At 55.9% G+C, this 10,364-nt stretch carries 15 protein-coding genes and 1 rRNA gene; 9 read left to right on the top strand and 7 right to left on the bottom strand.

What is annotated here, in order from left to right:
* Window positions 1-98: 98 nt before the first annotated feature.
* A complete protein-coding gene (locus AC13CN_RS15155) occupies window positions 99-1,121 on the bottom strand; it encodes a MalY/PatB family protein (protein WP_483053233.1) in 1,023 nt (340 codons plus the stop codon).
* Between the two features lie 39 nt (window positions 1,122-1,160).
* Between AC13CN_RS15155 and AC13CN_RS15150 the strand changes: the two genes are divergently transcribed.
* Window positions 1,161-1,592, top strand: coding sequence for a hypothetical protein (locus AC13CN_RS15150; RefSeq protein WP_062375304.1), 432 nt, complete (start codon window positions 1,161-1,163; stop codon window positions 1,590-1,592).
* 1 nt (window position 1,593) lies between these two features.
* On the opposite strand, the gene AC13CN_RS15145 is transcribed toward AC13CN_RS15150, so the two are convergent.
* Window positions 1,594-1,953 carry a hypothetical protein gene (locus AC13CN_RS15145; RefSeq protein WP_232068203.1) on the bottom strand — a complete coding sequence of 120 codons (360 nt, stop codon included), beginning with the start codon at window positions 1,951-1,953 and terminating at the stop codon, window positions 1,594-1,596.
* 111 nt (window positions 1,954-2,064) lie between these two features.
* Between AC13CN_RS15145 and AC13CN_RS15140 the strand changes: the two genes are divergently transcribed.
* The 5 genes from AC13CN_RS15140 (at window position 2,065) to AC13CN_RS15120 (ending at window position 4,834) form a co-directional block, all read left to right on the top strand.
* Window positions 2,065-2,871 (top strand): hypothetical protein, encoded by an 807-nt coding sequence (locus AC13CN_RS15140; RefSeq protein ID WP_062375305.1) that lies wholly within the window; start codon window positions 2,065-2,067, stop codon window positions 2,869-2,871.
* Between the two features lie 73 nt (window positions 2,872-2,944).
* Window positions 2,945-3,352, top strand: coding sequence for an acyl-CoA thioesterase (locus AC13CN_RS15135; RefSeq protein WP_044630716.1), 408 nt, complete (start codon window positions 2,945-2,947; stop codon window positions 3,350-3,352).
* 40 nt (window positions 3,353-3,392) lie between these two features.
* The gene (locus AC13CN_RS15130; RefSeq protein ID WP_044630715.1) at window positions 3,393-3,695 is read left to right on the top strand and encodes a hypothetical protein; all 303 of its coding nucleotides are present in this window, start codon (window positions 3,393-3,395) and stop codon (window positions 3,693-3,695) included.
* Window positions 3,696-3,707: 12 nt separating this feature from the next.
* Window positions 3,708-4,229 carry a DUF501 domain-containing protein gene (locus AC13CN_RS15125; protein ID WP_044630714.1) on the top strand — a complete coding sequence of 174 codons (522 nt, stop codon included), beginning with the start codon at window positions 3,708-3,710 and terminating at the stop codon, window positions 4,227-4,229.
* Window positions 4,230-4,288: 59 nt separating this feature from the next.
* A complete protein-coding gene (locus AC13CN_RS15120; protein WP_044630713.1) occupies window positions 4,289-4,834 on the top strand; it encodes an LOG family protein in 546 nt (181 codons plus the stop codon).
* Window positions 4,835-4,858: 24 nt separating this feature from the next.
* On the opposite strand, the gene AC13CN_RS15115 is transcribed toward AC13CN_RS15120, so the two are convergent.
* Window positions 4,859-5,365, bottom strand: coding sequence for a hypothetical protein (locus tag AC13CN_RS15115; RefSeq protein WP_044630712.1), 507 nt, complete (start codon window positions 5,363-5,365; stop codon window positions 4,859-4,861).
* A gap of 38 nt (window positions 5,366-5,403) precedes the next feature.
* Window positions 5,404-5,898 carry a tetratricopeptide repeat protein gene (locus tag AC13CN_RS15110; protein ID WP_044630711.1) on the bottom strand — a complete coding sequence of 165 codons (495 nt, stop codon included), beginning with the start codon at window positions 5,896-5,898 and terminating at the stop codon, window positions 5,404-5,406.
* 249 nt (window positions 5,899-6,147) lie between these two features.
* On the opposite strand from AC13CN_RS15110, the gene AC13CN_RS15105 reads away from it, so the two are divergent.
* Window positions 6,148-7,179 carry an NADP(H)-dependent aldo-keto reductase gene (locus AC13CN_RS15105; protein ID WP_062363190.1) on the top strand — a complete coding sequence of 344 codons (1,032 nt, stop codon included), beginning with the start codon at window positions 6,148-6,150 and terminating at the stop codon, window positions 7,177-7,179.
* 123 nt (window positions 7,180-7,302) lie between these two features.
* Entirely contained in the window at window positions 7,303-8,082 is a 780-nt protein-coding gene (gene yaaA / locus AC13CN_RS15100; RefSeq protein ID WP_062363193.1) for a peroxide stress protein YaaA, read from the top strand.
* A gap of 2 nt (window positions 8,083-8,084) precedes the next feature.
* Here the strand turns inward: yaaA and AC13CN_RS15095 are convergent, their stop codons facing one another.
* Window positions 8,085-8,660 carry an isochorismatase family protein gene (locus tag AC13CN_RS15095; RefSeq protein ID WP_062363196.1) on the bottom strand — a complete coding sequence of 192 codons (576 nt, stop codon included), beginning with the start codon at window positions 8,658-8,660 and terminating at the stop codon, window positions 8,085-8,087.
* Window positions 8,661-8,802: 142 nt separating this feature from the next.
* On the opposite strand from AC13CN_RS15095, the gene AC13CN_RS15090 reads away from it, so the two are divergent.
* On the top strand, window positions 8,803-9,654 hold the full coding sequence (locus AC13CN_RS15090; RefSeq protein ID WP_062363199.1) for a Tim44 domain-containing protein: 852 nt from the start codon (window positions 8,803-8,805) through the stop codon (window positions 9,652-9,654).
* 116 nt (window positions 9,655-9,770) lie between these two features.
* On the opposite strand, the gene AC13CN_RS15085 is transcribed toward AC13CN_RS15090, so the two are convergent.
* The gene (locus AC13CN_RS15085) at window positions 9,771-9,959 is read right to left on the bottom strand and encodes a hypothetical protein (RefSeq protein WP_058579726.1); all 189 of its coding nucleotides are present in this window, start codon (window positions 9,957-9,959) and stop codon (window positions 9,771-9,773) included.
* A 271-nt stretch (window positions 9,960-10,230) separates the two neighbouring features.
* Window positions 10,231-10,346, bottom strand: a 5S ribosomal RNA gene (rrf, locus tag AC13CN_RS15080).
* Window positions 10,347-10,364 lie beyond the last annotated feature (18 nt).

Below are 10,364 nucleotides of genomic sequence, written 5' to 3'. Positions count from 1 at the left end.
ACCACTCGTCTACCGAAGGCGGCAGCAGGTAATCGGTCTGGCGATCCACAGGGATGAAGCGGCTCATGGCGATCTTCTCAGCTCGGCGATGACGGTGGTCAGTATCTCACGGTGCAACGGAAAGACCGACAGGCTGCTAGCCACGCTAAATAAGTCGATTCTGGCGCACTCAGCGACACCCCAGGCCACGTTGCCACACGTGCTTCTAACGCTGCTCGATGGCTGCGTAGAACGTCCAGCAGTGCTTGTCGCCAAGGCTCGCCCTCTTGATACGCTGCCTCGGCGGCCACCAAGCCCAGCACATTTCCATCCGGTAGAAACCCTTTTGTGGCCGTGGCAAAGCGCTTTCGTAGCGTGGCGTCGGGAATGACCGCGCAGGCGCTGGTTAACCCGGCCACGTTGAATGTTTTTGAGGGCGCCCATAGAGTAATCGTGCGTTTGGCAAGCTTAGGGAACAGCGCCGCCAGGGGGCGATGGCGTGCTCCTTCATCCAGCAGCAAATCACAGTGCAGCTCATCGGAGACTACCCATAAATCATGGCGCTCGACCAAGGCGGCTAACTGCTCAAGCTCGCTCAGCATCCATACGCGCCCGGTCGGGTTATGAGGGTGGCACCAGAGCAGTAGCCGGGTTTGCGGGGTAATGGCCGCTTCCAGCGCTGCGATATCCAGCTGCCAAGGCTCGCCAGGGGCGGCTGGCTCCGCTAACATCGCCTGTTGCGCTAGCCGCCCAGTGCGTTCAGCCACGGCCAGGAAGGGCGGGTAAATAGGTGCAATGGTCAGCACGCCCTCCCCTGGCTGGGTCAATGCCATGGCAGCAAAGTGCAGCGCGGGCACTACACCAGGTAGCCACTGCTGCCATTCGGGCTCAATGGTCCACGCATAGTGGTGAGCGCTCCACTGGCAAAGGGCCGCGGTGAGCGTGGCGGGCACTTCGCCATAGCCGTAAACGCCGTGGGCCACCCGCCGTTGGAGCGCGTCGATTACCGCAGGCGGCGAATGAAAGTCCATATCGGCGACCCATAGCGGCAGCACATCCTGCGCATAGCGGTGCCATTTCTGCGAGGCGTAATTTCCTTCGGGAGCGCGTCGCTCGACGGGCGTGGCAAAATCGAACGCCATAACAAATCTCACTTATTTCCACGGGAGTAAACACTGAGCATGCCGCAAGATGACTTTTATACCAAGATGCGCGCTGGCCTATCGGCGCTGTTGCGGCAGTGGCGCTCGCTGGGGCAGGCAGATGCCGACCAGCTGGCACTCATCCTGGCAGAAACCGCTAGGGTCGCTAAACTAGGCACCCCCGATGCTACGCCAAGTGGCGCCACGCTAGAGCAGTGGAGCCAAGACCAGCAGGGCGAGATACCGCTGTGGGCGCCACGCACGGCGGTGTTTCTGCTCAACCAGATGCCCGCTCGGCCCACCCCGCAAAGCGATGAAGAAGCCTGCGCCTGGGCGTACTGCTGGCTGCGTAACCGCTCGTTTGATTCGCTGGATGCAGCCCGCGCCGCCCTGCCTGCCCACTTAGCCGAACCGCTGGACGAGGCTCTGGCAGCTGCCTGGAGCGACCAACAGGGGCTGAGGCTGGTATAGCTTAGCGCCGTTTGCGCCCCGGTGATTTCGGTTTAAAGCCCGCAGGCTTGGTGGCAAGCCAATCGACAAAAGCGCGAATATCGGCATCGTTCATCAACGCTTCCAAACTAGCCAAGCGGTCGGCCAGTTCGCGCTCGCTGTAGAGACGGAGAATGTGCTTATGGCAGGGATGACACAGCCACACAATGGCCGTTAGCCGCTCTTCACGGCTATGGCGCTTTTGATAACGCGGCTTGTTATGCAGCGTCCTTGGAATGAGATGGTGCTTGGTGAGCGGCGATGCACGCTGGCACAGTTCGCAGCCACTGGGTTTAGGCGGCGGAGAGAGCACGTGGGTGCCGGAATCCGGTGAAAGGGGCACGGTAAACAGCCTCGCACGCTAGCAACGTCTTAACGGTTAATAACACCTAATGTGCTAAAAATCAGCGACATAATAATAGCAACCACATAATAAACGTAAGGAAAACGCCGCATGGTAGAAGTACCACTCACTTGGCAGTTAGCAAAGCTGGGGCTCTCCGTCAGCATGGTTTTGGGCTTAAGCGCTATCGCTGTCCGTGCAAGCCCACGCATTGCAGGGCTACTCTCAGGTTATCCTTTAGGCACCGCACTAGCGCTGTTTTTTATCGGTTTAGAGATCTCGCCCACCTTCGCTACCCAGAGCGCCGTGCATACGCTGGCCGGGTTTACCGCGACAATGGCATTGGGGGCAGGTTATGTGGTCACAGGCCGCCAGCCTGGCATCAAGGGCGTTATTAGCGGTGTGCTGGGAGGCTTTGCCGCGTGGCTGGTCATGAGTACCCTGCTCGCGCAGTTCAGCTTCACCCGCTTCAGCGGCACGCTGGTGACGCTTTGTGCCATTGGCGTCTTCAGTTGGCTGTTCCGCTCCATTCCCGATGTGAAGAGTACCGCGAGCAGCGCCTTTTCTTGGCCCGCGCTAGCGGCACGCGCGGGGCTTGCCACTGTTATTATTTTTGCTATCACCCGTATCGCCCACTGGCTCCCCCCAGAGTGGGCAGGCACGCTGGCTGCATTTCCCGTCACCATGCTGCCATTTTTGCTGATCCTGCACGTGGGGCATGGGTATGCCCCCGTCGCCACAGTCATTAAGCATTATCCCATGGGCCTTGGCTCGCTGCTGAGCTATACCCTATGCGTTTCGTACACTTACAGCACGCTGGGGCTTTTCTGGGGAACGCTGGCAGGATTTCTCGCCGCGACCCTATGGCTGCTTGGCTGGATGCAGTTCACTGCTTGGCAACAGCGCCGTAACGCTTGACCAAGCGCTCGCTTGGGTTAATTCTGGGAGGGTTCTTACCTCCCTCGTTCCCTCTAATAATAAGGATAGCGCTATGTTCACTCGCACCATTGAGCCCGCTTTTTACGATACGGATGCCCTCGGCCATATTAATAACACGCGGCTCCCCGCTTGGTTTGAGCTGGCACGCAACGACCTGTTCAAACTGTTTACGCCCGACCTGAACCCTAAACAGTGGCGATTAATCATGGCGCGCATGGAAGTGGATTACCGCGCTGAACTGTTTTACGGCCATGACATCGAAATCCGTACCTATCTAACCCGTTTGGGCAACAGCTCGTTTACCGTCACCCAGGAAGCGCGGCAGCATGGTACGCTGACCAACTTAGGGCATACGGTAATGGTGCAGTACGACCATCAAGAGAAGCGCGCCGTTCCTATTGAGGGTGAGCTGCGCGAGGCGCTGACAGCACATTTGGATACCGCGCCCGCCTCCGCTTAATTCCCCCTGCCATGTATGGTGGGGCCTTCCAGGAGTCACCATGGCTATTCGCTATAATCTCTGGATTGATCCTGACAACACGGCGCAGCATCGCGCCGTGGAAGCCGACCTTGAACGCTACTTCATGGAGCGCTTCGCTGATTACCCGCATATCCGCTTGTTCGGCGCAGACCCCTACGATTATGATGCCCCATTCAATCGACTTTACGACGTGCTAATGGCCCGCGCAGCTGAGTATTGCGAGGAGAAATGGCGCTATGTCGCTTCTCCAGAGCAGCTTAACCGCTGCTTTTTCCGTGCCGTTGGCCGCTCAAATAAATTTGTTCAAGACGACCGAAAGTGAGAGTTCTACGCAATGGTAATTCGTACCGACCAAGCACCCGACGAGCGCCAGCTGGCGATTATTACCCAACAGCTCGGGCGAGCGCCTCGCGGTATCGAAGCCGTTGCAGCCACGGATACACAGGGCACCCCTTTAGTGCTGCGCATGTCGCCGATTGTGGATGGCAAGCCTTTCCCCACGCTTTACTGGCTCTGCTCCGACCTGCTTAAAATCGAGATTTCGCGCATTGAAGCCGTCGGCGTGATCAAGTCGCTAGAACAGCGTCTGCAGGACGAACCTGACTTCTTAGCCGCTTACCAACAGAGCCATCGCGATTACGTTGATGCCCGCTGGCGCTTTATGAGCGAGGCTCAGCGCGAAGAAGTGGCACGCCTGGGCTACACCGATGTTCTCACCGAACGCGGTGTAGGCGGCATCAGCAACTGGCAGCAGGTGCGCTGCCTACATACTCAATACGCCCATCATCTGTGCGGTAACAATGTGATTGGACAGTGGATGGACGAACACTACGACGTACAGCGCTGCCTAGGCTAGATGTCCTGCAATGCCTCCCGCTGATTCACCCTTAACTCCTCGATAAGGACTCCCCGACTATGTCACGCATCTGTGTTTACCTCGGCTCAAGAGAGGGCAACAGCCCAGCATTCCGCCAAGCCGCCCATACGCTTGGCACGGCTCTTGGGCAACGCGGGCACACCTTGGTATACGGCGGCGCACGCGTCGGACTAATGGGGGAACTGGCCAATGCAGCGCTAAACGCGGGCGGCAGCGTCATCGGCGTTATGCCCGACCATCTCGTTGAGCGTGAACAGGCACATTTCGGCTTAACCGAGCTGATTTGCGTGCCTAATATGCATGAACGTAAAGCCACCATGGCGGCGAACGCTGACGCCTTTATCGCCTTGCCCGGTGGCATTGGCACGTTTGAGGAGCTGTTTGAGATCTGGACCTGGGGCTATTTGGGGCTACACGACAAGCCGATGGGCCTGCTAGATACCGATGGATTTTACGCCCCACTGCTGGCGTTTTTAGACAGCACGGTCAGCCACGGTTTTCTGGCGCAAGCTACACGAGATATGCTGCTTGATGCACCGACGCCCAGCCAGCTATTAGACGCTTTAGAAGCAGAACTAAGCTGAGTACGAGCAGAGTAGAATGGAAATTTATACTTTGGTAGTCAGCGTGCGCGTACGCTGATAGGTGAGCTGGAGCAAGCGAGCATCTTCCCCAGCACGGTGGCGGTGGATGCCACGCTCAGCCACTACCGCCTCTTTGGTATCGCTCCACAGCGCCTGTTGCTCTTCGCTGAGCAGGATGCGTAGCGCTTCCAGGCGAAAGCGTGGCAGCATGCCAGCATGGTGGAACAGTAACGACAGCCAGGTATTATCGTAGCCCCAACTATCGCTATAAGCCTTACCTAGCTCCCGCAGTTCATCATTAAGCCACTGGGCAACTTGGCGCACCGGGTAGCCCTCTTTCATCAGCCGATCACGAGAAATACCGTGCAGTAGCTCGGCTTTTGGATCCCAATGGGTCCACTCATCTAATGGCTGAATAAGAAACGCGCAGCAGCTACCGTCAGCACGCGCAATGCCAACTTCAATCGGGTAGCTGCCGCGCCCAAATCCGGACGCTTCAATATCTAGCACTGTGGGTAGCGTCTCGGACACTGACTTCCTCTTTTACGTATCGCAACCTGACTGACGATTTAGGCGGCGGCCATCTCCACTGCTGGCTGTTGCTCTGCCATGCGCTGCCAGTAATCGGCCTGCTCGTGATCTACCGCCAAGCCTAGCTCACCGATTCGGTAAGCACGCGCCAGGCGCTCAGCCGCTAAGTAGTGCCCCGCCTGTGCCGCACGGGCATACCAGGTGACCGCATAATCCTCACGGCGCGGATACTGAACGCAACCATGCTCGTGAATTTGCGCGAGCTGGTACTGCGACTTTACATCGCCCGCTTGGGCAGCTTCCAGTACATAACGTGCTCCACGGGCTTTGTCTTGGGGAGACAGGCTGCGGTGGAACAGCATATGGCCATAAATGGATTGGGCATCCGGATGCCCCGCTTCAGCACACCGCTTAAACAGTCGCATGGTAAGACGCTGCGTACGCGGTGAGCGAGGTAATAACCAACGAGAGTGAAACAACTGTTCGGCTAGACGAAATTCCAACCGAGTAAACAACGATGATGCCTGCGGCATGGCCAACCACCCTGCCTATCTGTTGAGATCTTCGGCTAACCATCTCACCTTCCGCGACGGCTAACCATACGATAAACCGGCGCTTGGCCGGTCGATGGGCTGGCAAGCATACGCCTGCCTTCGCCATGACTCAACCCTATTGATTTGCTGCTTTTGTAGACCCTCGCTAACATGCCTCCCACAGGCTGGTATCGGCGATATGGATCGCCACCTTTCCAGACACATTTTCGCCTTAGCGAGGAGACAATCATGCAAACGCGCCCACTGGGTAGAACCGGAATTGAGGTCAGCCGACTCTGTCTAGGCACCATGACCTTTGGTGAGCAAAACAGCGAAACTGAGGCTCATGAACAGCTCGACCGCGCGGTGGCGTTCGGTATTAACTTTATCGACACGGCGGAGATGTATCCAGTTCCCCCAAAAGCAGAGACACAAGGGTTAACAGAGATTTATATCGGTAGTTGGCTAAAAGCACGAGGCGCTCGCGACGATGTCATCATCGCTACCAAAGCGGCAGGCCCAGGTTTGGAGCATATCCGCGGCGGCCCCAAAATGAGCCGGGACCACCTTCATCAAGCCATTGATACCAGCCTTGAGCGTCTGCAAACGGATTACGTCGATCTGTATCAGTTGCACTGGCCTGATCGTAACACCAACTTTTTCGGCAAACTTGGCTACACCCACGCTGAGCAGGAAGACGCCACTCCGTTGGAAGAGACGCTCTCCGCACTTAAAGAGCTGGTCGATGCAGGTAAAATTCGCGCTGTAGGGCTCTCAAATGATACCCCTTGGGGCGTCATGCGGATGTTACAGCTCTCTGATCAACTAGGACTGCCTCGTGTTGCCTCCATCCAAAACCCCTACAATCTGCTGAACCGTTCATTTGAAGTGGGCTTAGCAGAAGTTGTACATCGTGAAGATGTGGGCCTGCTGGCTTACTCACCGCTGGGGTTCGGCGTGCTGTCAGGCAAGTATCTTAATGGTGCCCAGCCGCCAAAAGGCCGTTTGACTCTCTATGAGCGCTTTAAACGCTATACCTCGCCCGAGGCAGAGGCCGCTACGCAGGCTTACGTCAACCTAGCCAAAGAGCACGGGCTCGATCCAGCGCAGATGGCACTGGCGTTTATTAACTCGCGCAGCTTTCTTACCAGCAATATTATTGGTGCTACCACCATGGATCAGTTGGAAAGCAACTTGGCCAGCGAGAGCTTGAAGCTGGATGAGGAAGTGTTAACCGCCATCGACGACATCCATCGTCGTATGCCCAATCCTTGCCCTTAACGGCTCCTATCGTGCCGATAGCCTCGGCCACCGCCGAGGCTTGGTATAATCTTTCGACTTACTCTTTTTTCGTTACTCATTTCGGGTAGCGACTCTCTTTTGCCACGGCACAAGGAGCACGCCATGCTGAGCGTTATTTCCCCCGCCAAAACGCTGGACTTTGAAACACCCTCCACCACTCAGAACGTCACCCAACCGGACTTCCTCGACTATAGCCAGCCGTTGATCGACATCTTGCGCGACTACTCACCACAGCAGCTAAGCGATCTCATGGGGATTAGCGATAAGCTGGCCGGACTGAATGCGGCTCGCTTTGCTGATTGGCAGCCCCCTTTTTCTCTCGACAACGCGAAACCCGCCGTGCAGGCTTTTCAGGGGGACGTGTACACCGGCCTTAAAGCCGACACCTTTAGCGAAGCGGATAACCAGTTCGCCCAGCAGCATTTACGTATTTTATCGGGCCTATATGGCTTACTACGGCCTCTGGATCTCATCCAGGCCTACCGGCTGGAGATGGGCACCAAACTGCCTAATGACGCAGGTAAGGACCTCTACGCTTACTGGAAGCCGACGCTCACGCATGCACTGAACAGCGCCATCGCTGAGAGCGGCTCGAAAGTGCTGGTGAACTTAGCCTCCAACGAGTACTTCAAAGCCGTAGATGTAAAAAAGCTGGATGCTCAAGTAATAACGCCAGTCTTTAAGGATGAAAAGAACGGTACCTTCAAAATCATCAGTTTCTACGCCAAAAAAGCCCGGGGTTTGATGAGCGCTTGGATCATTCAGCAGCAGATCAATAGCCCGGAGGCGCTCCAGGGCTTCGACGTGGCAGGATACCGCTTTGACACAGCGGCTTCAGAAGGCAATACGCTAGTGTTCACTCGCCGTGAAACGGACCGTTAAGATCAATAGAACGTCACTGTTTGAGCTGCTCGCGGCTTCAGAAAGTGTCGATGGATCTCTTTGAAGGTGGCTGTGTCGCAACGGCAAAGCCACTCATAGGCCACCATATCGGCGGAGACCGCCGTCGCGCCATTTGCACAGGCACGCTCTCTTGCAAGGCGCGCCTCTTCTGGGCGGCGGCTGGCGGCCGCCTCACTGAGCCAGAACACTTTATATCCCGCTTCTAATAGGCCAAGCGCGCTCTGCAGCACACAAATGTGTGCTTCGGTTCCGCATATCACCACTTGTTTGCGGCCAAGGGCTGCCAGCGCCTGTGTAAACGCAGGCTCCTCGGTCACACTAAAGTGTAGCTTTTGCCACGTCTGGTGCGCCCCTAAACCACTCAATAGTCGGGCATCGGTTCCGCCCAGACGCTCGGGATACTGCTCGGTAAGCCATACCGGTACCTGCAAATGGTTGGCAATGCCTGCCAGCCAAGCCGCCTCTTGGATAGCGTTGTTACCTCCTTCTATCACCGGTAGCAATCCGGCCTGAAAATCGACCATGAGCAATACACTTTGAGTCTGATCTAAACGCACTTTTTGCTCCTACTTTTGTCTTTATAGTGAATCCCACCATAACCCACGCGATGCGTTACACGGTAAACTGGCGATTGACTATTTTCTATGCGCTTCATTCAGAGGCGTTGGGCATTACCTGCATCCTTATTGGAGAATCAACATGTTAAGGCAATTCTTTGTCATGCTACTGGTGAGCGTCATGGGCTTTAGCGCCGTAATTGAGCACGCTGAAGCACGCCGTTTAGGCGGCGGTAGCAGTATGGGCAGCGTCTCGCGCTCCGCTGACCGCCCGGCCAGTACACCCGCACAGCAACAGGCGCAGGGCACTCAGCAACAGGGAGCAGGTGCTGCCACCGCTCGCCGTGGTGGTATGGGCGGTATGATGGGTGGGTTACTGGCAGGCGGCCTGCTAGCGGCGCTTTTCTTTGGAGGTGCGTTCGATGAACTGCGCATAATGGATCTCCTGCTGATGGCTGGCATCGCAGCGCTTGCCATCTTCGCTTTCCGGGCCTTTATGCGGCAGCGACGTCCTGCACCTGCCAACGCTGCTGGCTATCAGCGTGAACGCCAGGAGACACAGCACACACCTGCCAGTAACTTCACAGCAGCACCTGGCAGCCTTGCAAGCGGTTTGCAGAGCACGCCGGACTGGTTTGATAAAGAGCGTTTTCTCGGCGGTGCAAAAGAGCATTTTATGACGCTTCAGCGCGCTTGGGATAATAACGATTTCAGCCAAATTCAAGAGTACGTTACGCCAGAGCTTTACAACCTGCTGCGTCAAGAGCGTGCCGAGCAGCCTGCCAATAACCGTACAGAGGTAGTGCGTCTGTTTGCGGAGCTTGGCGATATTAATGAGTACGACGGCCACGCCGAAGCCACCGTCATTTTCCACGGCATTTTGGAAGAGAATGGTGAGCAAACTGAGTTTAACGAAACGTGGCATTTGACCCGTGCCATGCGCGATCAAGCACCTTGGTATTTGCAAGGTATTGAGCAAAACCCAGGCGCATAAACCTAGCTACATAGGTTAATAAGCCCTAAAACACAAAACAGCCGCTTCTTAGCGGCTGTTTTTGTATCGATATAATTTCAAGCTACTCGATAGCTCATGATAAGCGACAGGCTCGCTTAGTCCTCGGCGAACTCTTCAATATTCTCACCCATCTCTTCTAGGCTATCGCCAGCGTCTTCCATGCTCTCATCGATATTCTCACCAGCTTCTTCCGCTGGGCCTTGATTATCACAAGCGGCCAAACCGCCCATCATCATGGCCATTAGTAATGCGAGTGCAAGCTTCTTCATTAGTGGGGTACTCATATCGCCTCTCCTCCTGAGATGGTGCTTCAATAATAGGTACCCACTCATACTAGTTGCTCACCACGCCTACCGCCACCACAGCCTAGTAACTCCTTGTTATTTAATTTCTTAAAACGATCGTTTCAAGGAAGCTTTGTGCATATCGCTGTATACATTAGAGAAAGCAAAAAGCCCCGTGCACGCTGTTGTGCTCGGGGCTTGGGTCATGGCACGCTTATCGAGCGCGCAACAAAAAACCCAGCCTATTGGCTGGGTTTTTTGCGGTATAAGTGCCTGACGATGACCTACTCTCGCATGGGGAGACCCCACACTACCATCGGCGCTAAGCGGTTTCACTGCTGAGTTCGGCATGGGATCAGGTGGTTCACGCTCGCTATGGTCGTCAGGCGTAACTGTAAATGCATA

The sequence above is a fragment of the Vreelandella sp. L-25 genome, from assembly GCF_056857535.1.
Note: the sequence above shows the minus strand (reverse complement) of the source record. Positions and strands in the feature narration are given on the sequence as shown.

Bases quoted from the DNA above. Each gene is read 5' to 3' on its own strand.
- AC13CN_RS15155 (WP_483053233.1), bottom strand. From the start codon at position 1,121: ATGGCGTTCGATTTTGCCACGCCCGTCGAGCGACGCGCTCCCGAAGGA.
- AC13CN_RS15150 (WP_062375304.1), top strand. From the start codon at position 1,161: ATGCCGCAAGATGACTTTTATACCAAGATGCGCGCTGGCCTATCGGCG.
- AC13CN_RS15140 (WP_062375305.1), top strand. From the start codon at position 2,065: ATGGTAGAAGTACCACTCACTTGGCAGTTAGCAAAGCTGGGGCTCTCC.
- AC13CN_RS15135 (WP_044630716.1), top strand. From the start codon at position 2,945: ATGTTCACTCGCACCATTGAGCCCGCTTTTTACGATACGGATGCCCTC.
- AC13CN_RS15130 (WP_044630715.1), top strand. From the start codon at position 3,393: ATGGCTATTCGCTATAATCTCTGGATTGATCCTGACAACACGGCGCAG.
- AC13CN_RS15125 (WP_044630714.1), top strand. From the start codon at position 3,708: ATGGTAATTCGTACCGACCAAGCACCCGACGAGCGCCAGCTGGCGATT.
- AC13CN_RS15120 (WP_044630713.1), top strand. From the start codon at position 4,289: ATGTCACGCATCTGTGTTTACCTCGGCTCAAGAGAGGGCAACAGCCCA.
- AC13CN_RS15110 (WP_044630711.1), bottom strand. From the start codon at position 5,898: ATGCCGCAGGCATCATCGTTGTTTACTCGGTTGGAATTTCGTCTAGCC.
- AC13CN_RS15105 (WP_062363190.1), top strand. From the start codon at position 6,148: ATGCAAACGCGCCCACTGGGTAGAACCGGAATTGAGGTCAGCCGACTC.
- yaaA (WP_062363193.1), top strand. From the start codon at position 7,303: ATGCTGAGCGTTATTTCCCCCGCCAAAACGCTGGACTTTGAAACACCC.
- AC13CN_RS15090 (WP_062363199.1), top strand. From the start codon at position 8,803: ATGTTAAGGCAATTCTTTGTCATGCTACTGGTGAGCGTCATGGGCTTT.
- AC13CN_RS15085 (WP_058579726.1), bottom strand. From the start codon at position 9,959: ATGAGTACCCCACTAATGAAGAAGCTTGCACTCGCATTACTAATGGCC.